This window comes from Actinoplanes sp. NPDC000266 (assembly GCF_042899005.1).
Lineage (GTDB): Bacteria > Actinomycetota > Actinomycetes > Mycobacteriales > Micromonosporaceae > Actinoplanes.
Genome location: NZ_JBIAZI010000001.1, coordinates 1,368,299 through 1,393,165 on the forward strand (window position 1 = coordinate 1,368,299; position 24,867 = coordinate 1,393,165).

The 24,867-nt window shown below is 70.5% G+C and carries 21 protein-coding genes and 1 pseudogene; 10 read left to right on the plus strand and 12 right to left on the minus strand.

Annotation, left to right across the window (positions count from 1 at the left end; all coding sequences use genetic code 11):
* Nucleotides 1–60 precede the first annotated feature (60 nt).
* A complete protein-coding gene (locus ACFY36_RS05645) occupies nt 61–1,422 on the plus strand; it encodes an NAD-dependent succinate-semialdehyde dehydrogenase (RefSeq protein WP_499744702.1) in 1,362 nt (453 codons plus the stop codon).
* Here the strand turns inward: ACFY36_RS05645 and ACFY36_RS05650 are convergent.
* From ACFY36_RS05650 to ACFY36_RS05660, 3 genes are all read right to left on the minus strand, one after another.
* On the minus strand, nt 1,419–2,102 hold the full coding sequence (locus ACFY36_RS05650) for a GntR family transcriptional regulator (protein WP_499744703.1): 684 nt from the start codon (nt 2,100–2,102) through the stop codon (nt 1,419–1,421). The genes ACFY36_RS05645 and ACFY36_RS05650 overlap by 4 nt on opposite strands.
* A 105-nt stretch (nt 2,103–2,207) precedes the next feature.
* Nucleotides 2,208–3,908 (minus strand): glyoxylate carboligase, encoded by a 1,701-nt coding sequence (gene gcl, locus ACFY36_RS05655; RefSeq protein WP_499744704.1) that lies wholly within the window; start codon nt 3,906–3,908, stop codon nt 2,208–2,210.
* A 3-nt stretch (nt 3,909–3,911) separates the two neighbouring features.
* A complete protein-coding gene (locus ACFY36_RS05660) occupies nt 3,912–4,883 on the minus strand; it encodes a 2-dehydropantoate 2-reductase (protein WP_499744705.1) in 972 nt (323 codons plus the stop codon).
* A gap of 132 nt (nt 4,884–5,015) precedes the next feature.
* Between ACFY36_RS05660 and glsA the strand changes: the two genes are divergently transcribed.
* Nucleotides 5,016–6,005: a glutaminase A gene (glsA, locus tag ACFY36_RS05665; protein ID WP_499744706.1), complete on the plus strand. Its 990-nt coding sequence runs from the start codon at nt 5,016–5,018 to the stop codon at nt 6,003–6,005.
* Nucleotides 6,002–6,784: an alpha/beta fold hydrolase gene (locus ACFY36_RS05670; RefSeq protein WP_499744707.1), complete on the plus strand. Its 783-nt coding sequence runs from the start codon at nt 6,002–6,004 to the stop codon at nt 6,782–6,784. Before glsA ends, ACFY36_RS05670 begins: the two co-directional genes overlap by 4 nt.
* Here the strand turns inward: ACFY36_RS05670 and ACFY36_RS05675 are convergent.
* Nucleotides 6,777–7,259, minus strand: a complete 483-nt coding sequence (locus tag ACFY36_RS05675; protein WP_499744708.1) for a GNAT family N-acetyltransferase — start codon at nt 7,257–7,259, stop codon at nt 6,777–6,779. The two genes, ACFY36_RS05670 and ACFY36_RS05675, sit on opposite strands and share 8 nt — an antisense overlap.
* 75 nt (nt 7,260–7,334) lie before the next feature.
* On the opposite strand from ACFY36_RS05675, the gene ACFY36_RS05680 reads away from it, so the two are divergent.
* Nucleotides 7,335–8,057 (plus strand): hypothetical protein, encoded by a 723-nt coding sequence (locus ACFY36_RS05680; protein ID WP_499744709.1) that lies wholly within the window; start codon nt 7,335–7,337, stop codon nt 8,055–8,057.
* Here ACFY36_RS05680 and ACFY36_RS05685 read toward each other — a convergent pair.
* A complete protein-coding gene (locus ACFY36_RS05685; RefSeq protein WP_499744861.1) occupies nt 8,044–8,700 on the minus strand; it encodes an alpha/beta hydrolase fold domain-containing protein in 657 nt (218 codons plus the stop codon). The two genes, ACFY36_RS05680 and ACFY36_RS05685, sit on opposite strands and share 14 nt — an antisense overlap.
* Nucleotides 8,585–9,587 (minus strand): annotated as a pseudogene (gene yidC / locus ACFY36_RS05690) (membrane protein insertase YidC); the annotation flags it as partial. The pseudogene yidC and the gene ACFY36_RS05685, both read right to left, overlap by 116 nt.
* 50 nt (nt 9,588–9,637) lie before the next feature.
* Here yidC and ACFY36_RS05695 point away from each other — a divergent pair.
* Entirely contained in the window at nt 9,638–10,204 is a 567-nt protein-coding gene (locus ACFY36_RS05695) for a helix-turn-helix domain-containing protein (RefSeq protein ID WP_499744710.1), read from the plus strand.
* Here the strand turns inward: ACFY36_RS05695 and ACFY36_RS05700 are convergent.
* Together ACFY36_RS05700 and ACFY36_RS05705 are read right to left on the minus strand one after the other, a co-directional pair.
* Nucleotides 10,118–11,338: a prolyl oligopeptidase family serine peptidase gene (locus ACFY36_RS05700; RefSeq protein WP_499744711.1), complete on the minus strand. Its 1,221-nt coding sequence runs from the start codon at nt 11,336–11,338 to the stop codon at nt 10,118–10,120. The genes ACFY36_RS05695 and ACFY36_RS05700 overlap by 87 nt on opposite strands.
* Nucleotides 11,339–11,450: 112 nt before the next feature.
* The gene (locus tag ACFY36_RS05705; RefSeq protein ID WP_499744712.1) at nt 11,451–13,016 is read right to left on the minus strand and encodes a pectate lyase family protein; all 1,566 of its coding nucleotides are present in this window, start codon (nt 13,014–13,016) and stop codon (nt 11,451–11,453) included.
* A gap of 177 nt (nt 13,017–13,193) precedes the next feature.
* Here ACFY36_RS05705 and ACFY36_RS05710 point away from each other — a divergent pair, with 177 nt between their 5' ends.
* From ACFY36_RS05710 to ACFY36_RS05720, 3 genes are all read left to right on the plus strand, one after another.
* Nucleotides 13,194–14,105: an AEC family transporter gene (locus ACFY36_RS05710; protein WP_499744713.1), complete on the plus strand. Its 912-nt coding sequence runs from the start codon at nt 13,194–13,196 to the stop codon at nt 14,103–14,105.
* Nucleotides 14,106–14,294: 189 nt separating this feature from the next.
* Nucleotides 14,295–15,251: an endonuclease/exonuclease/phosphatase family protein gene (locus ACFY36_RS05715; protein WP_499744714.1), complete on the plus strand. Its 957-nt coding sequence runs from the start codon at nt 14,295–14,297 to the stop codon at nt 15,249–15,251.
* A 258-nt stretch (nt 15,252–15,509) separates the two neighbouring features.
* Nucleotides 15,510–16,301 (plus strand): sulfite exporter TauE/SafE family protein, encoded by a 792-nt coding sequence (locus ACFY36_RS05720; protein WP_499744715.1) that lies wholly within the window; start codon nt 15,510–15,512, stop codon nt 16,299–16,301.
* Nucleotides 16,302–16,355: 54 nt separating this feature from the next.
* On the opposite strand, the gene ACFY36_RS05725 is transcribed toward ACFY36_RS05720, so the two are convergent.
* Both ACFY36_RS05725 and ACFY36_RS05730 read right to left on the minus strand, forming a co-directional pair.
* Entirely contained in the window at nt 16,356–18,638 is a 2,283-nt protein-coding gene (locus ACFY36_RS05725) for an ABC transporter permease (RefSeq protein WP_499744716.1), read from the minus strand.
* On the minus strand, nt 18,632–19,357 hold the full coding sequence (locus ACFY36_RS05730) for an ABC transporter ATP-binding protein (protein ID WP_499744717.1): 726 nt from the start codon (nt 19,355–19,357) through the stop codon (nt 18,632–18,634). Before ACFY36_RS05730 ends, ACFY36_RS05725 begins: the two co-directional genes overlap by 7 nt.
* Between ACFY36_RS05730 and ACFY36_RS05735 the strand changes: the two genes are divergently transcribed.
* Nucleotides 19,329–20,564, plus strand: coding sequence for a sensor histidine kinase (locus ACFY36_RS05735; protein WP_499744718.1), 1,236 nt, complete (start codon nt 19,329–19,331; stop codon nt 20,562–20,564). The genes ACFY36_RS05730 and ACFY36_RS05735 overlap by 29 nt on opposite strands.
* Complete coding sequence (locus tag ACFY36_RS05740; RefSeq protein ID WP_499744719.1) at nt 20,561–21,304, plus strand: response regulator transcription factor; 744 nt, start codon at nt 20,561–20,563, stop codon at nt 21,302–21,304. The genes ACFY36_RS05735 and ACFY36_RS05740 overlap by 4 nt, the downstream gene beginning before the upstream one ends.
* Before the next feature lie 62 nt (nt 21,305–21,366).
* Here the strand turns inward: ACFY36_RS05740 and ACFY36_RS05745 are convergent, their stop codons facing one another.
* Nucleotides 21,367–22,722 (minus strand): MFS transporter, encoded by a 1,356-nt coding sequence (locus ACFY36_RS05745; RefSeq protein ID WP_499744720.1) that lies wholly within the window; start codon nt 22,720–22,722, stop codon nt 21,367–21,369.
* A gap of 115 nt (nt 22,723–22,837) precedes the next feature.
* Nucleotides 22,838–24,865 (minus strand): helix-turn-helix domain-containing protein, encoded by a 2,028-nt coding sequence (locus tag ACFY36_RS05750; RefSeq protein WP_499744721.1) that lies wholly within the window; start codon nt 24,863–24,865, stop codon nt 22,838–22,840.
* Between the last annotated feature and the right edge of the window lie 2 nt (nt 24,866–24,867).

The window sequence follows — 24,867 nt, forward strand, 5'->3', positions numbered from 1 at the left end:
GAGCATGGGCGGCCCGCGGACGCGGGCCGCCCAGTTGGTGAAGACGGAGGCTCAGATCCCATGTACACAGTCACCGATCCCGCGACGGGTGAACTGATCGAGAAGATCGAGAACTCGACCGAGGAGGAGATCCGGGACGCCATCGACCGTGTCGACCGCGGATATCGGTCGTGGCGGCGCCGGCCGCTCGCCGAGCGGGCCGAGATCGTGGCCCGCGCGGCCGATCTGTTCGCCGAGCGCGCGGACGAGCTGGCGGCGACGATGACCCAGGAGATGGGCAAGAGGATCAACGAGGGCCGCGGTGAGATCGGCGTGGTCGTCGACATCTTCCGCTACTACGCCGGCAACGCGGCCGCGCTGCTGGCCGACGAGCCGCTCGAGATCAAGGGTGGCCGGGCCGTCATCACCAGGAACCCCATCGGGCCGCTGCTCGGCATCATGCCGTGGAACTTCCCCTGCTATCAGGTGGCCCGGTTCGTGGCGCCGAACCTGGTGCTCGGCAACACGATCCTGCTGAAGCACGCCTCGATCTGCCCGCGTTCGGCCGTCGCCATCGAGCGGATCCTGCACGACGCCGGGGTGCCCGAGGACGCGTACATCAATATCTTCGCCTCCAGCGCCCAGATCCCGCAGATGCTGGCCGACCCCCGCATCCAGGGGGTCTCCCTGACCGGCAGCGAACGGGCGGGCATCTCGGTCGCGGCCGAGGCCGGGCGGAACCTCAAGAAGGCCGTCCTGGAGCTCGGCGGATCCGACCCGCTGATCGTGCTGGACACCGACGACATGGACCGGACGGTGAGGGCCACCGCGACCGCGCGCATGCGCAACTGCGGCCAGTCGTGCAACGCCCCGAAGCGGATGATCGTGCTCGCCGGCGTCTACGACGAGTTCGTCGAGCGGCTGACCGCCTATGTGGCCGAGACGTTCGTGCCGGGCGATCCGGGCGATCCCGCGACGAAGCTGCCGCCGCTGGCGTCGGTCGCGGCGGCCGACGAGGTGGCCGGCCAGGTCGAGAAGGCGGTCCGGCAGGGCGCGACGCTGCGCACCGGTGGGCACCGTGTCGACCGGCCCGGCGCCTATCTGGAGGCCACCGTGCTCACGGACGTGACTCCGGACATGGACGTCTATTACGAAGAGGTCTTCGGCCCGGTCGTGCTGGTCTTCCGGGCGGAGACCGAACAGGAGGCGATCGCGATCGCGAACGACTCCCCGTTCGGGCTCGGCGCCAGCGTCTGGGGCACCGACCCGGACCGGTTGCGCCGCGTCGCCGGTCAGATCGAGTCGGGCATGGTCTATCTCAACAGCGCCGGCGGCTCGCAGGCCGACCTGCCGTTCGGCGGGATCAAACGCTCCGGCCTGGGCCGGGAGCTGGGCCCGGCCGGCATCGAGGAGTTCATGAACCGCAAGTCCATCCGCCTTTAGAGCTCGTCCTTGCGGCGCTGGTGGTAGGACTCGCGCGTGCGCTCGGTGTGCCGGCGCATCAGCTCGCCGGCACGCCGGCTGTTCCCGGTGGCGATCATGTCGATCAGGGCCGCGTGCTCGTCCCACGCCTCGCGGCCGCGGGTGCGCGCGATGGGTGAGTAGTACCACCGCACGCGGCGGTCGACCATGGCGATGAGCTGAGCCAGCACCTTGTTGCCGGACATGTCGACGATGTGGGCGTGCAGGGCCGCGTTCGCCTCGACCAGGGCCACCTGGCTGTCCTCGCTGAGCGCGGCCTCGCCGGCCGCCTGGAGTTCCTTGAGCCGCTCGATCTGCTCGGGCGTGGCGTGCTTGGCGGCCAGCCGCGCGGACTCGGTCTCGAGCAGGGTCCGGGTGGCCAGCAGCTGGTCGGCCTCCTCCTCGGTGGGCACGTGCACGAAGGCGCCGAGGGCGGGACGCAGGTCGACCCAGCCCTCGTTGTGCAGCCTCTGCAGGGCCTCGCGGACGGGCTGACGGCTCACGCCGAGGTGGGCGGCGAGCTCGTTCTCGACCAGGTGCTCGCCGGGCTGGAGCTCACGGTTGATGATCATCTCGGCCAGGGCGTCGTAGACCGCCTGGCGCAGGGGCGCGGGCCGTTCCAGAGGCTGGCGCGCGGCCCGGGGACCTCTCCGATCGGTCATGGGATACCTCCGGGCTGCGAGAAGCGATCGTGGGCTATAGCATACAGTCGCCGAGATGCAATGAAGAGGGCGGGCGGCCGCGCCGCCCACCCTCACCCGGACCCCTCAGATCTGCGGCGCCGGCTCGAACTCCTTGACCGCGGCGATGGACAGTCCGTGCGCGGTGTTCGCCTCGCGCTCGATCATCACCTCGACCAGCACCGGGCGGCTGGTGCGCCGCGCCTCCTTACTGGCCCAGGCCAGCGCGTCGGCGATGTCACCGGGATCGTGCACGCGGCGCCCCGCACAGCCGTACGCCTCCATGATCTTGACGTTGTCCGTCCCGTGCTCGTCGTAGTGGATGTCCACCTCATAGTTCATGTCGTAGCCGATCTCGGCCTGGCGGATCAGGCCGAGATATTCGTTGTTCAACATGATCAGCACGAACGGGATGTCGTACTGCGCGGCGACGGCGAGCTCCTCGACCAGGAACTGGAACGAGTAGTCGCCGACCACGCCCACCACCTCGGCGCCGGGCCGGGCCGACTTGACCCCGATCGCGGCCGGGATCTCCCAGCCCAGCGGGCCGGCCTGGCCGCAGACCTGGTAGTGCCGGGGCTTGAAGACGTTCTGGAACTGCCCCGACCAGATCTGGTAGAGGCCGATGGCGGTGACGAAGTAGGTGTCCGGGCCGTAGAACTCGTTGATCTCCTTGAACACCCGGGGCGCCTTGATCGGGACCGTGTCGAAGTCGTCCCGCCGGGGCAGTGTCGCGCGCAGCGTTCTCACGCGCGAGATCCATTGGCCGCGATCCTTCCGAACACCCCGTTGTCTCGCGGCGGCCAGCAGCGCCGCGAGGAACGGTCCGGCGCCGGAGACCACACCGAGGTCGGGGCCGAACACCTTGCCGAGCTGGGTCGGCTCGATGTCGACGTGGACGAACTTCCGGTCGCCGCGGTACGTCTCCAGGTCGCCGGTGTGCCGATCACCGAAGCGCGCGCCGATCGCGAGGACCAGGTCGGACTCCAGGAAGGACGCGTTGCCCCAGCGCTGGGTGGTCTGGATGCCGGTCATCCCGGCGAACAGATCGTGGTCCTCCGGGATCGCGCCCTTGCCCATCAGGGTCACCTGGACCGGGACGTCCAGGGTCTCGGCGACCTCCCGCAGCAGGCCGGTGGCCTCGCCGATGATCACCCCGCCGCCGGCCAGGATCAGCGGGCGCTCGGCGGCCAGCAGCATGTCGAGGGCCCGTTCGACCCGGGGCGGGTGCGGCTCGACCACCGGCACCGGCAGCGGCGCGTCGATCGAGGGGTCCCACTCGATCTCCTGCCGCGCCACGTCGACCGGCAGGTCGATCAGCACCGGGCCCGGCCGCCCGGAGCGCGCGATCCGGAACGCCTCCCGGAAGATCCAGGGCGCCTGGGCCGCCTCCTTCACCTGCACCGCCCACTTCGTGACCGGCTTGGCGATCTCGACGATGTCCACCGCCTGGAAAGCCTCCTGGTGCAGCTTGCCGGTGGGCGCCTGACCGGTGACGCAGACCATCGGGATGGAGTCGGCGTGCGCGGTGTAGAGCCCGGTGATCATGTTGGTGCCGGCCGGACCGGACGTGCCGATGGCCACGCCGACCCGGCCGTTGGTCCGGGCCCAGCCGTCCGCCATGTGGGTGGCGCCCTCCTCGTGCCGGACGATCAGGTGCCTGATCTCGCCGCGCCGCAGCGCCGCGTAGAGCGGAAGGATGGCGGCGCCCGGACAGCCGAAGGCGATGTCCACGCCCTCCGACGCGAGCACCGCGACGACCGCGTCCATGCAGGGGATCTTGGCCATGGGTCAACCTCTCATCTTCTTGGCCAGCAGGTCGGTCGCGGCGTGGACGGTGCGCAGCGTGGGAGCGGGGGCGCCGGTGATGTCGGCCATCTCGACCACCGCCGCGACGACGGCGTCGAGCTCCATCTCCTTGCCGGCCTCGAGGTCCTGGAGCATCGAGGTCTTGTGGTGCCCGACCCGCTGGGCGCCGTCGAGCCGCTTCTGGATGGAGATCTCCGGGGTGCTTCCGACCCGGGCGGCGATGTCGAGCGTCTCCTCCATCATCTGCTCGACCACCCGCCGGGTGCCCGCGCTCTCGCAGATCTCGGCCATGGTGGCCCGGGTGAGCGCGCTGATCGGGTTGAACGAGACGTTGCCCATCAATTTGATCCAGATGTCGTCGCGCAGCCGTGGCTCGACCGGGCACTTCAGACCGCCGGCGACCATCGCCTCGCTGAACTCGAGACACCGCCGCGACACCGTGCCGTCCGGCTCGCCGATGGAGAACCGGGTGCCCTCCAGATGCTGGATCACGCCGGGGGAGGCGATGACGGTGGCCGGGTAGACCACGCAGCCGATGGCCCGCGACGGCGCCATCACGGCCGAGGTCTCGCCGTTCGGGTCCACCGTCTCGATGCGGCGGTCCTCGTACGGTCCCGGGAGCTTGTGGAAATACCACCACGGGATGCCGTTCTGCCCGGCCACGAGGGCGGTGCCGTCGCCCAGCAGGGGAGCGAGTAGGGGACCGGCGGTGGCGTACGAATGTGCTTTGAGGCCGAGGAAGACGTAGTCCACCGGTCCGATCTCGGCCGGATCGTCGGTGGCGTGGGGCTGGGCCGCGAAGTCGCCCCGGGGGCTGAGCACCCGTACGCCGTGTGCCTGCAACGCGGCCAGGTGCGCCCCGCGGGCGATCAGATGGACGTCCACTCCGGACCGGCACAGCGAGGCGCCGACATAGGCGCCGATGGCGCCGGCTCCGAGCACCGCGACACGCATGGGCGACTCCCTTCCGCCTGCGATTGTGTATGCATTATGTGGAGTACAGTATGCAATCTGTGAAGGGCTGACAAGGCCGACCATCCGCCGGGGGTGAGTCGGCGGCCGGGCGGCCCGGTTAGCGTGCGGATCGTGAGCACGACGCCGGCCTATGTGTCCACCGGTCACCTGCCCTCGCCGGACGAGGTGCGGGCGGCGATCGACGAGGCGTACGGGAAATTCCGCACCGAGACCGAGGGGGAGCCCTCGCACGTCTACCCGGCGCTGGCCCGGGTGCCGGTCGACCTGTTCGGCATCTGCGCGGTCGGTGCGCGCGGCGGCCGGCACGCGGCCGGGGACGCCGAACACGGGTTCACCATCATGAGCGTGGCCAAGCCGTTCGTGTTCGCGCTGGTGTGCGCGAGCCTCGGACCGGAGGTCATGCGGCGGCGGCTCGGGGTCAACGCGACGGGGCTGCCGTTCAACTCGCTCTCGGCGGTCGAGCGCGGGCCCGGCGGCCGCACCAATCCCATGGTCAATCCGGGGGCCATCGCCACGGCCAGCCTCGTGCCGGGGGAGACCTTCGAGCAGAAGTGGCGGTTCCTCCAGGACGGCCTGTCCCGCTTCGCGGGCCATCCGCTGGAGATCGACGAGGAGGTGTACGCCTCGGCGTCGGCCACGAACCACCGCAACCGCGCTCTGGCCGACCTGCTGCAGACGTACGGCCTGCTCGGCTGTGACCCGATGGAGGCGGTCGACCTCTACACCCGGCAGAGCTGCTTGCGGGTGACCACCACGGAGCTGGCCGCGATGGGCGCCACACTGGCCGACGGCGGGGTCAACCCGCTCACCCGCGAACGCGTCGTGGACGCGACGATCTGCCACTTCACCCTGGCCGTGATGGCGACGGCCGGTCTCTACGAGACCTCGGGCGATTGGCTGTACGACGTGGGGGTGCCCGGGAAGAGCGGGATCGGCGGTGGGATCGTCGTGGTCTCGCCGGGCAAGGGGGCGCTGGCCACGTTCGCCCCGCCGCTCGATGTGTACGGCAACAGTGTGCGGGGTCAGCTGGCGGCGCGCTTCCTGTCCGTACGGCTGGGCCTGACCCTCTTCGCCTCTTCCGTTTCGGAACCCGTGGCATGAGCTGGGTCGTCGTGCGGGGGCGGCGTGTCTTCGTGCGCCGGGGACCGCGGGTCGCGGGGGCGCCGCCGATCGTGCACGTGCACGGCTTCGGGATCTCGGGCAGCTACATGGTGCCTACGGCCCGGGCGCTGGCCCACCGGGCGACGGCGTTCGTGCCGGATCTGCCGGGATACGGGCGCAGCAAGCCCTGGGGGCCGACGCTGGGGATCTCGTCGCTGGCCTGGGCCCTGCTGGAGATCCTGGACGCGCTCGAACTGGACAAGGTGGTGCTGGTCGGCAACTCGATGGGCGGGCCGGTGTCGCTGGAGGTGGCGCACAGCGCGCCGGAACGCGTGGCCGGCGTGGTGCTGGCCTCGCCGGCCGGGGGCGTGCACAACCAGCCGCTGCTCCGGGCGCTGGTGCAACTCGGGCGCGATGTGCCGCGGGAGTCGGCGCGGATGGTCCGGGTGGCGCTGCCCGACTATCTGCGGTTCGGGCCGGTCAACGCGGTGCACCTGTTCGGCGAGCTGACCCGGTTCCCTTCGCTCGAACGCCTGCTGCGCACGCCGGTGCCGACGCTCGCGCTGCTCGGTGAGCGCGACCCGTTGATGCCGCCGGATCGGCGCGTGCGGGAACTGATCCACCTGGCGCCACCGCACCTGACGGTCGCGGTCGTCGAAGGGGCGGCGCACGCGATGAACTACAGCCACCCTCAGGCGGTCGCCCACGCGATCGGTTGCTGGCTCGACGGCCGGGACCTGGCGGCTCCGGGTGTGGTGCGGGCCTTCGGGGTCACGTGAGCTCGCCGGCCAGCAGGTCCATCAGCAGGCCGTCGTGCCAGGTGCCGTCGGGGGCGCGCTCGTAGCGGCGCATGACGCCGACGGGGCGGAAGCCGGCCTTGGTGTAGCAGCGGATCGCGGCGTGGTTGTCGGCGGCGGGGTCGATCACCAGGCGGTGATGTCCGCGGTCGTCGATGAGGTGGCGGGCGAGGGTCCGTACGGCATCGGTCCCCAGTCCTTGACCGTGAACCGCGGGGGAGAGGTAGATGTCGATGCCGGCGTGCCGGTAGCCGGGGTCCTCCTCCTCGCTGAACTGGATGGCCCCGACGATCCGATCCTCGTGGAGGATGACGAAGGTCGGCGCGTCGTCGTCGAGGACGTCGCCGGGACCCCAGCGCTCGTAGACCTCGGGCGTGGCGCGGATCTCGGACAGCGCCGGGACATCGTCCTGAGTGGCGGGCCGCAGGCGGACCCGCGCGCCCTGGAGGGTTTGCACTCTCGAAAAGTATCGGAAAGGGGATGTCGCCGCGTTCCGCCCGGCTCAACGACCGCCCGGGCTTACGTTCGGCAAATGCCGAAATTTCCGGATTTGGAAGATGGGGCGCCGATGCTTGTGTCGGCGGGGCTGGAAGCTTCAGTAGCGCGGGGGCTTGCGTTGGTGGGGCTGATGGCTTCGGTGGCGCTGGTGGGTGGCTGCGGTGGGGGCGACGACGAGGTCGCGCCCTGGGCGTCGGCTGAGGCTACGGCGGGGATGGCGGCTGTGGACGAAGCCGATGACACGGAGCTGACGCCGCAGCGGGTGGGGGTTTCGTTTCGCTATCGGGAAGAGTTCAGTGACGACACTCCCGCGGTGGACTGGGCGGTAACGGTGGCCGGAGTGAAATGTGGCATCACGATTTTTCCGGATGCGGCGGATAATCCGGACTATGTGAGCGGGGACTGGTCCAGCGATGACGTGCCGCCGGAGCATATCGACGCGCGGGCGAACGAGGGCTGGGAGTTCTGCCGCATGGACGCGACTTTGAAGAACGTGGGGCGTACGCCCGCCTCCGGCACCGAGGAGTTCGGGCATCTGGTGACCGACGGCGGGGAGTACGCCTTCTCGGGGCTCGACGAGACCGTCGCGGCCAACCTGCAGCGGGCCGAGGACTTCCCGGTGGGACCCTACAACCCGGGCATGACGGCCCGGGTGATCCGGGTGTGGACCGTGCCCACCGGGACGAAGGCCGAGGCGGTGCTGTTCCCGCAGGACTCCCTCTGGGATGAACCCGCGCATCGGATCAGTCTGAGCTGAGCGCGGCCGTGAGGAAGCCGGCGACCATGCCGACGGTGGCCGGTGTGTCGAAAGCCGGGTCCTCGTGGGCGGCGCCGCCGAGCAGGACCAGTGTCGAGTCGGCGCCGGCGTCGACCAGGGCGTCGTGCAGGACCGTGGACTGAGTGGACGGGACCAGGCGGTCGCGGTCGCCGTGCATGATCAGGAACGGTGGGGCGTCCGGGTGGACGAGCCAGCGCGGGCTCGCGGCCCGGGCCGCCTCGACATCGTCCAGAGGGCTCTTCAGGCCCAGTAGGTCACCCTCGGGGCTGGGCATGTACCGCGGCTCGACCGGACCGCGCGGGGCGGCCCGCACCAGGTCGGTGGTGGGGAACCACAGGACGGCGGCGCGGGGGACGGTGGAGGTCAGGGCGACGGTGGCGGCCAGGTGCGCGCCGGCCGAGGCGCCCCAGACGGCGATGCGGTTGCCGTCGGCCCCGTACTGGCGGCCGTTGTCCTTGATCCAGGTGACGGCGGCCGTCACGTCGTGCAGCTGCGCGGGATATTTCGCCTCGCCGCTGAGCCGGTAGTCGACCGACGCCACGGCGAAGCCGTGCCGGGTGAGGGATCTCTGCCGGTCCGGGTTGTCCTGGCGGGAGCCGACGCGCCAGGCGCCGCCGTGCAGGTAGAGGACGACCGGCGGGAGCTCGGCGCCCTCCGGGAGGTGCAGGTCGAGGCGCAGGCCCGGAGTGAACTCCAGGTCGAGGTGGCTCGTCACTGCTCGGCCGGTGCGGGAGCGGCCGGCTTGGTGACCAGCGGCGGGAACTTGCGGAGCACCCACTGCTGCTGGGCCAGCGTGAACAGGTTGTTGGTGACCCAGTAGATGACCACGCCGATCGGGAACAGCACACCGGAGACGAGCAGCGAGGCCGGGATGCCGTACAACATGAGCCTTTGAATCATCTTCTGCTGTGGATCCTCGGCCCAGCCGGTCTTGAGGATCATCTGGCGGCTGGTCAGGTACGTCGTCAGCATCATGGTCACGACGAGGATGCCGGCGACCAGCTTGACCGTGGTGCCGCCGCCGTTGAAGTGGGACGACAGCGGCGCGGTGAACAGCGCGGCGTGGCTGGCGTCGTAGAACTGGTCGGCCGTCCAGCCGTACCGCGTGGTCCCGAGATTGTCCGGCGTCAGCCGGCGCAGCACGTGGAAGAGGCCCAGGAAGACGGGGATCTGCACGAGCATCGGAAGACAGCCCATCAACGGGTTGGCCTTCTCGGCGCGGTAGAGCTCCATCATCGCGGCCTGGAGCTTCTGCGGCTCGTCCTTGTGCTGCTCCTGGAGCTCCTTGATCTTCGGAGCCAGCGCCTGGATCGCCCGCTGTGACTTGATCTGCTTGACGAAGACGGGGAACAGCACGGCCCGCAGGGTGACCACGAGGAAGACGATGGCCAGGACCCAGGTCCAGTTGGTGCCCAGCACCAGGCCGTCGGGCACGCCGACGGCGCTCCAGAGATCCTGCCAGCGCAGCAGGATCCAGGAGATGACGTAGTAGACGCCGTCGAGGCTCATGGCCGACGATGCTAACTTAAGGCAACACGGTGATGCCATAAGGGGGCGGGGTGGACCGACGGACCGCTGGCGTACGCGGCGGGACGCGGAGCGCGCAGGTCGTCGAGCGGGTGCGGGCGGCCGTCGTCTCCGAGATGGCGGCGCACGGCTTCGCGGGCATGACGATCGACGGGGTGGCCCGGGCCGCCGAGGTCAACCGCACGACGATCTACCGGCGCTGGCCGACCAAGGCCGACCTGCTGGCCGCGGTGGTCGAGCCGTTGCTCGCGGCGTTCGCCGACGACGATCTTCTTTCCCTGGTCCGCAGGGTGCGGGACACCTCGGTGGGACCCGAGGGGCGGGTGCTGGCCGAGGCGGTCCGGTTGAGGGTGGCCGAGCTCGGCGACATCGTCGCGCGCAGCTTCGCGCCGTTCCGCGCGGCGGCCGTCCGGGCCGGAGCGGGCGAGATGGCGGCGCATCTCGCCTACTCCGGCATCGTGATGTGGGAGCAGATGTACGGCCGTCCGGCCACCGACGAGGAGTGTGCCGCCCTAGTCGCGGCGGTACTGCCGGGACATCCACTGCCAGATGTGCAGGCCGTTGATGCTCGGATCGTTGCGGGCCACGTAGATCCATGACCAGTGACCGGGGAACTGATGCCCGTTCCAGATCACGTTGTCGTAGAGGGTGACCCGTGACCGCGGGATGAGGTCGTGCGCGTGCACGGTGTTGGCCACCGGATCCACGGTGTTGTCGTCGAGCGAGGTGACCAGCCAGGTCGGGGTGGTGATGGCGGCGAGCTCGGCGTCGGGGATCAGCGGCGGATTGCCGGCGACGACACCGCAGATGGGCACCGACGAGGCGAAGACATCGGGGTAGACGGTGGTCATCTTCATGCTCATGTAGCCGCCGTTGCTGCAGCCGACGACGTGCACGCGGTCGCGGTCGACATCGTGGCGGCGGGCCACCTCGTCGACGATCTCGCGGATGAGCGGGGCGAAACGCGGTCCGTCCTGCATCCACGCGGAGAAGCTCTGCGGCGCCACGACGTACGCGCCATTGAAGATCTTCTGGGCCTCGGGGGTGGAGAAGCCGAGGGCGCCGCGGTTGGCGCGCAGGGTGGTCTCGTTGTCGTAGTAGTTGTCGGGCAATGAGGCGCCCTCGCCGCCGCCGTGCAGCCAGACGACCAGGGGGCGTTTTCCTCGTGCTCGGGGCTCGAAGAGACGGTATTTCATCCCGGACGCGGACTGGTGATAGCTGTACGCGTCGACCTCGGGGTTGGACAGTCGTCCCTGCGTGAACTTGTCGATGGTGACCAGTCGCCTGCGCACGACGAACGGGGCGTTCTGCGTGATCGTGTACGTCAGGTTCAGCTGGACGTTGCGGCCCTTGCTGAAGATGTAGCCGAGCGTGCCGCCGCCGGGCTGTCCCTCCGCGTAGCTCAGGTCCAGGACGATGTTGCCGTTCCGGTCGAGGCGGGCCGCGGTCACCACGCGGTCGAGGTCGTAGCCCGGGTCGGGGGTGACCGGGATCGGGCTGGTGGCCTTGACGTGCACGCTGAACGTGGCCGGGGTCAGGCTGCTCCGGGAGATCGGGCCTAGCCGGCGGGTGTCCAGGGTGAGGCTGACGATTTGCTCGCCGCCGTCGAGGGTGACGGCGTTGAGGGTGAATTTGACCGTTTTCGTTCCGGCCTGGGCGGTGGCGGCGGGAATCGTGAGGCCGGCTGCGGCGCCCGCGCCGGCGGCTAGGACTGTGCGACGACTGAGGGGCATGGTGGGGGACTCCCTCGCGCAAATATCGATAGTCGTCACAACGTATCGCGGCCGAAATCTGGTGGCAACGTCTCGCTTCGGATGAGAGGGGCCTTTCGGCCCCTCTCCTTGCTTACGAGGCGTACGTCTCGAACTCGGCGACCCGCGGTGCCGCGCTGGCGCCGGTGATCTCGAAGGTGACCTTCTTCAGCGAGGTGGCCGTGAAGGTGATCGTGCCGGCGCCGGAGCCGGTCTTGAGGACGGCGCCGGTGTCGCCGTTGAGGACCCGCCAGGCGCCGATGGCGCCGGTGGCCCCGGAGTGCTCGCGGATGACCACCCGCGAGACGGTGGTGGCCGAGCCCCACTTGATCGAGATGGAGCCGGTCGTGCCGCTGGGCGACCAGTACGTGGTCAGGCTGCCGTCACGGACGTCGCCGTAGCTGGTGCCGCTCGCCTTGCTGGAGCCGTCGGAGCCGGCGCCGATGCTGAGGTTGGTGCCGCTCGGCGGGGGCGTCGTGGCGGGCGGGGTCGTCGCGGGCGGCGTGGTGGCCGGCGGTGTCGTCGCGGGCGGCGTGGTGGCGGGCGGGGTCGTCGGGTTCGTGGTGGAGCAGGTGCCGGTCGACGTACGAATGCCGGTGTTGGCGCCCGCGATCTGCCGGACGAGGGCGGGCACGCAGGAGGCGCTGTCCAGGCGGTAGCTGTACGGGACGGAGACGGTGGTCGTGGAGGTCAGGTTCGGCCCGGCCGGGTTGGTGTCGCTGCCCGGGCTCGACCAGGTCACGTTGTCGAGGACGTTGCCGGCGACCTGCCAATATCCGGCGGCGTCGGTGTAGAAGGTGCCGAGCACGTCCTTCGAGTCCTCGAAGTAGTTGTTCTCCACCTTGGCCTTGGCGCCGGCCCGGCTGTTGATGCCGGATTCGTTCAGGCTGAAGTAGTAGTTGTTGAAGATGTGGGCGACGCCGCCGCGCAGCAGAGGCGTACGGGAATCGATGTTCTCGTATCGGTTGTGGTGGAACGTGATGAAGCTGTTGCCAGTGTCGCTCTCGCTCGACCCGATGAGCCCGCCCCGGCCCGAGTTGCGCAGGATGCTGTACGACAGGGTGACGTACTCCGTGTCGTCCTTCATGTCGAACAGGCCGTCGAAGCCCTCGGACTCGCCGCCGCTGGCCTCGAGCGTGACGTGATCGACCCAGACGTTGCGGACGGTGCTCTCCATGCCGATGGCGTCGCCGCCGTTCGAGGTGGGCGAGCCCGACTTCTTGACGTTCCGTACGGTCACGTTCTGGATGATGATGTTGCTCGAGTCCCGGATGTGGATGCCGAGCTGATCGAAGACGGCCCCGCTGCCCACCCCGATGATCGTGACGTTGCTGATCTCCTTCAGCTCGATCTTGTCGGCCGCGGTGTTGCAGCTGTCGCCGGAGACCTTGGTCGTGTTGCCGTGGTTGACGGTGCCCTGCACCTCGATCGTGATCGGCGTGCTGCTGCTCGCGCGACTGCACAATGCCTGGTGGATCTGGGTGCCGGTGGTGGCCCGGACGGTGGCGCCGCCGTTGCCCCCGGTGGTGCCGCCGTTGACACTGGCGTAGCCCGTCGCCGTGCCGACCGCCGCCGCTTCCGCCTGTGGCGCCACCAGAACCCCGGCGATCAGGGCGCTGGCGGCCCCGGCGACCAGGGCCGTAGCTGTTCGTACTCGCATGTCGCTCCTCCTCGCATACCTTTTCGGGCGCTGCTACGAACCGATGCCGTCTCCCACGCCGAGCAGGATTCGTATGCAGGAAAGCGCTTACCTTGCTGCTGATGCCGAGAATAGAAAGTGGTCGATGCCCACGGCAAGCGTTTGCAGTGTTTGCAATTTCCCGCTTACGGTCGACCCGTGATCTCGGCGCTCTCCGGTCTGGCGGTCATCGCCGTGATCGTTCTGGTCGGCTGGGTGGCCGGCCGGTGGGGCGGTCTACCGTCTTCGACGGTCGCCGTCGCGGGCCGCCTGGCGTACACGGTCCTGTCCCCGTGCCTGCTCTTCACCAGCGCGTCGGCGTCGAACCCGCGGATCCTGTTCTCGGAGCCGCTGCTGGTCTCGGCGCTGGCGGCCGTCGTCTGCTTCGGCGCGCACGCGCTGGTCACAAGGCACCGCGACCCCGGGACGCGCATAGTGGGCGCGCTGGCCGCCGGATATACGAACGCCGGCTACATAGGCATTCCCGTCGCGGCGTACGTCCTGAACGACGCCGCCCTGGTCGTCCCGGTCATCATGTTCCAGCTGCTGATCGTCACGCCGGTGGCGCTGACCCTGCTCCAGTTGGTGACGGCGGGCGACGCGTCCTGGCGGAGGTCACTGACGGCACCGTTGCGCAGCCCACTGAGCGTGGCGGTGGTTCTGGGCGTGGTGGTGGCGGTGACCGGGGTGCGCTTACCGTCGGTGGTGACGGACCCGATAGCCGCCATAGGCCAGGCCGCCGTCCCGGTGGTGCTGATCGCCTTCGGCATGTCACTGTCCGGCGCCCGGGTGCTGGCCCCCGGCCCCGACCGTATGCCGACGATCGCCGCCGTGGCCCTCAAGGCAGCGCTGATGCCGCTGTTCGCCTACCTGCTGGCCTTGGCCCTGCGCCTGTCCCCACCGGAGACGTACGCCGTGACGGTGCTGGCCGCACTGCCAACAGCCCAGAACGTCTTCCTGTACGCCCAGTCCTTCACCGCCGCCGTCCCGCTGGCCCGAGACGCGGTCTTCTTGTCCTCCCTGCTCTGTGTACCAGCCCTGGTAGCCCTGACAATCGCCAACTCCGTGTGATGAAGCACGTGGCGGTTGAGCCGCCAGACCGTCCGGCAACGCCATGATCGTCGCTATGGTGAGCCGATGACCGCCGCCAGGGCCGCCTACCTGCGCAGGGTGGGCCGATGACCGCCGCCAGGGCCGCCTCCCTGCGCAGGGTGGGCCGATGACCGTCGCCAGGGCCGCCTCCCTGCGCAGGGTGGACCGATGACCGCCGCCGGCGCCGCCCACCCGCGCGGGGCGGGCCGAGCACGGCGAGGTTTCGCCCTCGTAGCGGCCGGCCTGGCCCTGACCCTCACCGCTCAGCTGGTGGCCCACGAGGCGGTCCCCGGCGCGACGGGCACACTGGTGGACAGCGCCCTGCCATGGTCAGCCGCGCCGATCGCGCTGCTGATCGCCGCGGCGGCCATCACCCGGCAGCGCTGGGCGGTAGCCACGACCGCGATCCCGGCCCTGATCTGGGCAGCGATATTCGCCCCATCCCTGCCAGACAGGGCGACCACAGGCCCACACGACTTGCGAGTAGCCTCCCTCAACCTGGGCACCGCCGCCCCGGCGACAGCGCTGGCGCCCCTCCTGAAGGCCACTCCCGACGTGATCGTCCTGGAGGAGATCACCACCGCCGACCGCAGGGCAGTCACCACAGCCCTGAAAGCCGCCTACCCCCACCGAGCCGCCGCCGGCACCGTGGCGGTCTTCAGTCGCCTACCGCTCTCCAACACCACCCCCGTCGACATCCGCATCGGCTGGACCCGGGCCCTGGCCACCACGGTGACCACCCCGAACGGCCCGGTACGCGTCTACGCCGCCCACCTGGCCTCGGCCCGCGCCGACATGACCGCGAACCGAGACCGCACCCTCGAGGCCTTGGCCACCGCCGTACACGCCGACCCCAGCCCTCGCCTGGTCCTGGCCGGCGACCTCAACACAGCAACCACCGACCGCCGCTTCGCCACCCTGTCCCCGTTGCGAGACACCCAACAGGACGCGGGCGCCGGTTTCGGCTTCACCTGGCCCGACAACTTCCCGGTCGTACGCCCCGACCACCTCCTCCAACAGGGCATGACCACCCGCCGCTCATGGGTCCTGCGAGCCCCCGGCAGCGACCACCGAGCAGTACTCGCCGATCTTGACACCACCACCCCACCCGACATCCGCTCCTGACCCCGCCACCCTTGAGGGCCTGCCCAGCTCCCGCCGCAGCCGCCCTGCCTGGCTACGGCTGCGCGTGGCAGCCCTGCCTGGCTACGGCGGCGCGTGGCAGCCCTGCCTGGCTACGGCGGCGCGTGGCAGCCCTGCCTGGCTACGGCGGCGCGTGGCCGCCCTGCCTGAGCACGGCGGCGCGTGGCAGTCCGCCTGGCCACGGTGCGTGGCCGCCCTGCCTGACCAGGGCGGCCCATGCCGGAGCCGGCCCGTGTGGCGTTGGCCGCGCTGCTGCCGGGGCGACCTCACAGCGCGATACTGTTGCTCCACGTGGATGTTGATCATGCTGCGTTGTTGGTGGCCGGCGGTGTCGGGTCGGGCCTGACCGGGTCGATGGCGGGGCTGGCCTCGCTCGTCAGCTACCCGGTGCTGCTCGGCGTCGGCATTCCGCCCGTAGCGGCGAACGTGACCAACACCGTGGCCCTGCTGTCGAGCGCCGCAGGCTCCGCTGCCGGCTCCCGGCACGAACTGCGCGGCCAGGGCGGTCGTCTGCTCCGGCAGTGCGCGGTAGCCGCGGTCGGCGGCGCCGTCGGCGCGGTGCTCCTGCTCAGCACCCCAGCCTCGGCATTCGAGCGCATCGTCCCCTTTCTCGTCGCCCTCGGCGGCATCACGCTGTTGCTCCGCGACCCACTGCGGGTCTGGTACGCGAAGCCTGGCTTCCGCCCGCCGCTGGGTTTCAGCATCTTCTTCATCGCCATTTACGGCGGATATTTCGGCGCCGCCGCCGGCGTCCTCCTCCTGGCCGCGATGTCACTGGCCGTGGCCGAACCGCTCCCCGTCACGAACGCCGTCAAAAGCATCGTCCTGGGCGCCTCCAATCTCGTCGCCGCCGTCCTCTACGCACTGATCGCGCCGGTTCACTGGACCGCGGCCGCGCTGCTCGCCGCCGGCTGCCTGGTCGGTAGCCGCCTCGGCCCCGTCCTGGTCCGCCGCCTGCCTGAGCGCCCCCTGCGGGTGACGATCGCTCTGGCCGCGCTGGGCTTGGCCGTTTCGCTCTGGCTCGACGCCTGAGGCCGTCCCTCAGGCTTTGCCCGACCTCCCCGCCACGGCTTGACGCTGCCGCATTCACCGTCGGCCATTCCGGGTAGAGGTCGCCGGTCTCCACAGCGCGGCGGCCAAGGCAAGAGCCAGACAGCAGGCGATGGAGGCGGAGACCGCCGGCCAGGAGATCGAGATGGGAACGTGGCCGCCGATCTGAGCGCCCAGCGAACGGGCCGACCCGGCTATCGCGAGCAGGCCGGCGGCACCGCCGAGGAGCGAGCCGATGGCGACGACCAAGGTCGTCTCCAGGGTGACGGCACCGAGCACCTGACCGCGTGAGGCACCGGCGAGCCGGAGCACCCGGTGGTCCGGTCCACGGCGGCGGGCCGTCATCAGCAACGTGTTGGCCACCGCGAGGGCGCCGGCGCCGGCCGAGACGGCGAGCAGCAGCATGGTGAACACGCGGACGAGCCGGTCGTCCTCGGCGTCGGCTTGACGGGCGAGCTCACCCGGGCTTGCCGCCTTGGCGCCGACCGGGACCGGCCCCGCCGGCACCGGATAGGCGCCGGGCGCCAGCGCCGAGGGATCGTGCTTTCGTACGGTGTCCCGGCCCAGGACGAGGTCGGCGGCGAGCGGACCCGGCGGCGCCGTTCCAGCCACGCGCAGCGTCGCGCGCTCGCCGTCGGCGAATGTGAGCGACACGGAAGACCCGTAGCGACCGGCAGCCTCCGCGGAGACCAGCGCGGTGCCCTCGGCGACCGTATCGGCCCCGCTCACCGACACTGCCTTGTGCTGGAGGTAGACCGTTGTGTCGAGCGGGGCTCGGTCCGCGGTGCTGTCCGGCAGGCCGGGGGTGCCGTCCGGGACGAGCACCGACTCGGTGGCCACATTGTTGGCGCGGCGGGTCTCCCAGGCGGCGGTCGAGGTCTGGGCGGTACCCGTCACGAAGACGGCGAACGCCACGGTGAACAAGACGGGCGCGGCGGTGGAAGCGGTCCGGCGTACGGCCGCGCGAGCGCTCTCCCTGGCGAGCACGGCCGTGATGCCGGTCCACGGGCCGAGCAGGAGGCGGATCAGCGCAGGGATGACCGCCGGCGCGAGCAGCGCTGCCGCCGCGACCAGAGCCATGGCGCCGAGCAGGGCGTACGTGCCCACGTCCCGCATGTCGGCGGCGCTCGCGGCAGCGATTCCCGCCCCCACCGCGCCGGCGGCCGCAAGCAGGCCGGTGACCCAACGGCTCCGGCCCATGGCCCGGGGCTCCGCCGCCGCGACCCGCAGCGCCTCGATCGGGCTGATCTTGGCCGCCCGCCGCGCGGCCAAGGCCGCGCCCATCAGCGAGATCAAGGGGCCGGCGGCGAACCCCGCCACAAGCACCCACGGTTGCCAGCGCACGGTGTACCCGTGCGGTTCGAGCCCGGCGCCGACCAGGAACCCGCTCAGGACGATCGCGGCGAGACCACCGAGCACAACGCCGAAGGGTGCGGCGCGGGCGCCCAGCAGCAGCGCCGATCGATGCAGCATCGAACGGACCTGGCGCGGGGTCGCGCCGACCGCGCGGAGCAGGCCGATCTCGCGGCGGCGCTGATCGACCGCGTACGCCGAGGTCGACGCTATGAGAAAGACGCAGGCGAACCCGGCCAGCGCGGTGGTCGCGGTGAGGATCTGCATGCCGATCCAGCGGGTGCGGGCGTCGGAGCGCGGCTCGGCGATGCCCCGCGCGTCGCCGGTCGACACGACGCCCGTGGCGCCGACCGCGGCGCGCACGGCGTCAGCTGAGGCGGTGCCGGACACTCCGATGGCCCGTACGCCGGGACCCAGCCGCGCCGCGTCCTGTTCGGAGAAGTAGACGCCGCGCCAGCCGGTATGGCCACTGACCCGCCACATCTGCGGCCCTGTGGCGGTCAGCACGGTGAGCGGGCCGCCGACCGCAACGCCGAGTGATTTGTCGACGAACACCTCGCCCGGGTGCGGCGGGCTCTCGCCGAGCCATGCGTGTCCCGCCGTGCTGTCGGCGACCGGCTGACCGTCGAGCACCGGCTGGGCGTAGAAGCGGCGGTCGACGGCCACCTTGTCGACACCGGGCACCGAGCGGAGCTGCTCCACGAGGGACTGCGCGGCCGTCGCGGACCAGGGGACCGGCTCGGCGAACTCGTCGGGCCGGTTGTCGGCCGGCGGGCTGGTGACCACCACGGCGAAGTCGGCCAGTCGATCGGGAACCCGGGGCTGACCTGACGTCAGCAGAAGCAGGAAGGTGGTGACGATGGTCGTGCCCAGCAGAACCGCGAGGAACGTGCCTCTCCGATCGCCGCCCAGGCCGGCTGAGGAACCGCCTGACCGGTCCCGGCGGGCCGGAGCGCGGGTCACCACGACCGCTCCATGGCCGTCATCCGGTCAGCCACGGCGGCCGCGTCGGCTCCGGCCAGCTCATCGGTGACCTGGCCGTCGACCAGAAGCAGGACCCGGTCGGCGACCGCGGCGGCCACCGGGTCGTGGGTGACGAGCACGATCGTGCGCTCGTGCTCGTCGACCATGCGTCTCATCAAAGTCAGGATCTGATGGGAGGTCGCCTTGTCGAGGGCGCCGGTCGGCTCGTCGGCGAACACGACGGCCGGCTTGGCGAACAACGCCCGGGCGATCGCGACCCGCTGCTGCTGGCCGCCCGACAGCTCGCTGGGGCGGTGCGTCGCCCGGTCGGCCAGGCCGACCCCGTCCAGCGCCGCCATCACCGCGGCGGCATCGGCCCGGCGGCCCGCCAGCCGCACCGGCAGCGCGACGTTCTGCGCGGCGGTCAGCGAGGAGACGAGGTTGAAGTCCTGGAACACGAACCCGATGCGGTCGCGCCGGAACCGGGTGAGCGCGTTGCCGCCGAGCTCGCCCAGCACCGTGCCGTCGATGGTGACCGTGCCCGACGTGGACTGCTCCAGACCGGCGGCGCAATGCAGCAGAGTGGACTTGCCCGAGCCGGACGGACCCATGATCGCGGTAAAGGTGGATCTCTCGAACCCGATCGTCACGCCGTCGAGCGCCGTCACGGTCCCCGCCGTGGCCTCATAAGTCTTGCGTAGCTCGCGCAGGAAGACTGTCATGCGACGACGATCGGGCACCTGGGTGGCGTTGTCGTCAGACCGAGGTCTGTCAACCCGTGGTCTGACGCGGCCGGCGTCCGCGGTCGATAATGTCGGTCGCGTGATTCTTCGCCGATTGATGGATGTCGCGCTCGCAGCAGCCGTCTGGCTGACCTGCTTGTACGCGGCCGCCGAGGACGGCAGCTACCACGAGCCGCCCTGGCTGACCTTTCTGACCGCGACCCTGCTCAGCGTGCCGCTGCTGGTCAATCAGCGCTGGACGGTCGGCGGCACGCTCGTCGTGGGCGTGACCGCGGGCGGCGCGCTGGCGTTCGGCATCGTGCCCGACTTCGCTTCCACCGGTCCACTGTTCGCTCTGGCCGTCATGCTTTTCGCCGTCGGCCTCTATGTCGGCGGTCGCCGGAGCATCATGACCGCGTCGGTGTCGACCGGGATTTTGCTGATCGGAACGGTGGCGGCCGACATCTCGGCGGACGGGCCGGGTCTGGCCGGGACCGTGTTCGCGGCACTGATCTGCGCGGCGAGCTGGGCACTCGGCTGGGCACTGCGCCAGCGCCGCCGCCAGGCGGAGCTGGCCGTCGTCCGGGCGACCGAGCGGGCGGTTTTCGACGAGCGGCTGCGCATCGCCCGGGAGATGCACGACATCATCGGTCACAGCCTGAGCCTCATCGCGGTCAAGGCGTCCATTGCCAACCACGTGGCCCAGCAGCGTCCCGAGGAGTTGCCGGCGGCGCTGGCGGTGATCGAGGCGACCAGCAAGCAGGCCCTCGAGGAACTACGCCGATCGGTCGGTGAACTGCGGACCGAACCGGAGTTCGCCGCGCCACCGGCGCTCGCCGACCTTTCTCATTTGGCCGATCGGGCGGCTTCGGCCGGGGTGGTGGTCAGTTTGGCCGTGCGCGGCGGCGAGGACGCGCCGGAAGGTGTGGTGCTTGCTGCTTATCGGATCGTGCAGGAGTCGCTCACGAATGTCGTGAAGCACGCGGCTCCGGCGAAGTGCCGCGTGGACGTTGCCGCATCCGACGGTCAGCTCCGGATAGAGATCGCCGATGACGGCATCCGGCGGCCCGCTCCGGCCGAGGACGGCATGGGGCTCGCTGGTATGCGCGAGCGGGTCGCCGCGTATGGCGGCAGCTTCACCGCGGGCCCGCGTAAGGCCGGCGGCTTCGAGGTGGTCGCCACTCTTCCGTACGGAGGTCCACGGTGAACGCCGAGGAATTCGACGGTGACGCGGCCGCGACTGTGCGGGTGTTGATCGCGGACGACCAGGAGCTCCTGCGAGCGAGCTTTCGGTTGCTGATCGAGCTGACGCCCGGGCTCGAGGTAGTGGGGGAGGCCGGCAACGGAGCGGAAGCGGTTGAACTGGCTCGGCGGGAGCAACCCGACGTCGTGCTCATGGACATTCGGATGCCGGAGGTCGACGGCATTCAGGCGACCCGGATGATCAGCGGCGATCCGCGGACGCCGCGCACACGAGTGCTGATTCTGACGACGTTCGACTTCGATGTGTACGTCTTCACGGCGCTACGTGCGGGGGCCAGCGGCTTTCTGCTCAAAGATGTGGCGCCGAACGATCTGATCGCCGCGATCCGCGCCGTTGCGGCGGGGGACGCGCTGCCCGCTTCGGCGGTCACGCGCAGCCTGATCGCGCGGTACGCGGCCGGCAGCCCTGTGGCCGAGCCCGACCAGCCGGTTGCCGGGCTGGACCATGTCACCGATCGGGAGCGTGAGGTGCTGCTGCTGATCGCGGGTGGCATGTCCAACGCCGAGATCGCGGACCGTCTTCGGCTCGGCGCGGCCACGGTGAAGACGCACATCACCCGGCTACTGGCCAAGCTGCACGCGCGTGACCGAGCCCAATTGGTCATCGCCGCCTATGAGTCGGGGCTGGTGGTTGCCTCTCGACATCGCGATGGGAGGCCGGCGGCTGGGGTGCTGGACGAATGACGCGGGCCGCGACCACCCGCGTCGGCGAGATTGTCGCGGCCCTCGAAATGCCTGGCTGAGTCCTACTTGACGGCGGGGGCATTGCTCGGAGAGTCAGCGGGGGAGGGGGCGACGCGGTCGTGGCTCAGTGAGGAACGGGCGGTCTCGCGAGTGACCAGGACGGAGATGACGGTGAGGACGGAGGCGATCGTCATGTAGATGGCCACGGCGGTGGTGTTCGGGTTGTCGGTGCTGCCGAGCAGGCGGACGGCGATGATCGGGGCCAGCGCGCCGGCGAAGATCGAGGCGAGCTGGTAGCCGACCGAGGCGCCCGTGTAGCGGACCGATGTGCCGAAGAGCTCCGAGAAGAACGCGGCCTGCGGGGCGTACATGAGGGCGTGCAGAACCAGCCCGACGACCACCGCGAGCGTGATCAGGCCCTCGGAGCGACTACCGACGAGGTCGAAGAAGAAGAACGACCACACCGCGACGCCGACGGCGCCAACGAGGTAGAGCGGGCGCCGGCCTATCCGGTCGGAGAACGCGCCGACCACGGGGATCACCACGAACTGCACGACCGAGCCGATCAGGAGGGCTTGCAGGATCATGTCCCGGTCCGACTTCTCGCCGGCGTACGTCGTGAGGAAGGTGATGGAGATGACCGTGAACAGGTAGTAGGAGATGTTCTCGGCCAGGCGCATGCCCATCGCGACCAGGACCTCGCGCGGGTAGCGGCGCACCACCTCGAGCAGCGGCTGATGCCGCTCGGTGAGGCGCTCGCGAGCCGACTGGAACAGCGGTGACTCCTCGACGGACAACCGCACCCAGAGACCGACCAGAACCAGCACGGCACTGAGGAGGAACGGAATGCGCCAGCCCCAAGCGTTGAACGCCTCGTCGGACTGCACCGCGGCGAGCACCCAGAGCACACCCGTGGCCAGCAGGTTGCCGAGGGCCACGCCGGCCTGCGGCCACGACGTCCACAGACCGCGGCGCTTGTCGTCACCGTGCTCGGCGGCCATCAGCACCGCGCCGCCCCACTCGCCGCCGACCGCGAAGCCCTGCGCGAGGCGACATACGAGCAGCAGGATCGGAGCGGCCACGCCGATGGTGGCGTACGTCGGTAGCAAGCCGATCGCGATGGTCGCGAGGCCCATCGTCATCAGCGAGACGACCAGCATCTTCTTGCGGCCCACCCGGTCGCCGAAGTGGCCGAAGACGATGCCGCCGAGCGGGCGGGCGACGAAACCGAGCGCGTACGTGCCGAACGCGAGCAGGGTCGCGGTGGCCGGATCGGAGGACGGGAAGAACAGCGTGCCGAAGACCAGGGCGGCGGCGGAGCCGTACAGGAAGAAGTCGTACCACTCGACGGCGGTGCCGACCAGGCTGGCGAAGACCACCTTCACCAGGGGCGTTCGAGGGGCGGTGAGAGTCGGCATGAGGGCCACTCCTGACTGTGATCGGGGCCACATCGTCAGGTGACGATATGCCGGGGAGTGGTCGGGATCCCATGGCTGTGGCGCCCATAGCCTTCGGGGCTGCTGTGTTGCCGTCCTACATGCTCAGCCGGTGCAGGCGCAGGGCCAGACGCAAGTCGAGGGAGCGATCCGGGTCCTGCCAACCGGCGCCGAGCAGCTGCGTGACGCGGTCGAGTCGCTGACTGACGGTGTTCACGTGGACGTGCAGCTCCTCGGCCGCGCGGGCGAGGCTGCCGCCGGCGGCGAAGTAGGCCTCCAGGGTCTGCATCAGGGCTGTACCGCGCTTGTCGTCGTAGTCGATTACCGGGCCTAGCGTGCTCGCCACGAAGCCGAGGACGTCCTGCCCTTGACCGTCGCCGAGGAGCAGGCCGACGTAGCCGAGTTCGGCGGCGCTCGCGCCCGCGCCGGTGCGGCCGAGCGCGGCGAGCGCGCGGGCGCAGCGCTCGGCTTCACGGTGAGCCGACGCGACGGTGACAGGCTCCGCGCGAGAGCTGGCGGAGCCAGCAGTCGCGGGTTCGGCGGCGCCGGCCGTAACCGGGCGGGCGGCGCCGGCCGCAACCGGGCGGGCGGCGCTGGTGGTGACCGGGCGGGCGGCGCTGGTGGTGCCACCGCTGGCGGCGCGGGCGGCGACTGGGCCGGGGGCGCCGGTGGTGCCAGGGCTGGCGGCGCGGGCGGCGACTGGGCCGGCGGCGCCGGCGGTTACGGGGCGGCCTAGTTCGCGGTGGGCTTCCTTGGCTACCGTTCGTGCGGCTTGGCCTGGGTCTGTGCCGGGGAGCAGCAAAGTTGTCCGGCCCTCGCGAGTCATGGCCAGGCCCCCGCGGGTGGCGGCGAACGTGCGGGACCAAGAGGTGATCTGGGTGCCGTCGGCTACGACGACTACGTGGGGAGCGTCCAGGTTCACGCCCAGGCGGGCGGCTCGGGAATGCAGGGCCGCCGGGTCTCGGGATGGGTGGCTGATGAGGTCGTCCAGTAGTTCGTCGCGTACCTGGGCCTCGGCCTCGGCGACCGTTCGGCGGAACAGGAGCAGCAGGGCCGTGATCTGTGCGGCCCGCTCCAAGGTTCGCTGGTCGGCCTCGGACAACGGGTGTGCTGGTTGGAAGACCAGCGCTCCCAGGTCGTCGGTGCCCGCGACCACGGCCGCTACGTACAGAGGGCCGCGCTGCACGCTTCGGCCCTCGGCGCGGGAAGCGGCGACGGCCTCGGTGACCAAGTCCGGGTCCGGTGATGTCAAGGTCGGCGGGGCGGCGGCCAAGCGGCGGCCGGTGGTGTCCAAGACCAGGAGGGTGCCGTCGAGGACGTCCACCAAGTCGTGGGCCACGTCCTCTACGCCGCCGCCCCGGAGGACCAACGTTGTCAGGCGGTCGTGGGCGGCTGCGGCTCGCTCCACCGCCTCGTTGGCTGTCGACAGGTGGGCCAAGGCGGTGCGGGTTTCCGTCAGCAGGCGGGCGGCGTCGATGGCTATCGCGGCGTGGGCGGCCAGCGAGACCAGCAGGGCCACCTCCTCGCGGGCGAACGGGCGCTCCGTTCGGTTCGCGGCGAACAGGACGCCTATGACCTCGGCGCCTGATTTCAGGGGTACGCCCAGGATGGCTACCAGGCCCTCGTCACCTACGCCCTTGTCGATGTCGGAGGTGTGTTCGAAGCGGGCGTCGCTCGCGTAGTTCGCCGTCACGTACGGAGTGCCCCTCAAGGCCACCAAACCGCCCAGGCCGGCGCCGGGGGCCAACCGCAAGCTCTGGAAGCTCGCGGCGACCGAGCCGTCGGTGATGCGCATGTACGTGTCGCCGCGGCTTGTGTCGTTCAGGGTCATGTACGAGACGTCGGCGTTCAGGAGCGTTCGTGCCCGGTGGACGATCGCTCGCAGGACCGCGTCCACATCCCGTAGGCCGGCCAGGTCGCTGGCCGTGTCGTACAGGGCCGAAAGCTCCTCCTCGCGACGGCGGCGGCGCTCGAGCATCGCCCGTACCCGAAGAGCTTTGAGTTTTGCCTGCTCCAAGTCGGCGAGTTCGGACGGGGAGGCGCCGGCCGTCCTCGCCGCGATGATGGGCTGCTCGAACTCGGCGGGAGCGGCCTCGCGGGCCAGCAAGTCGAAGAAGTCCAGCATGC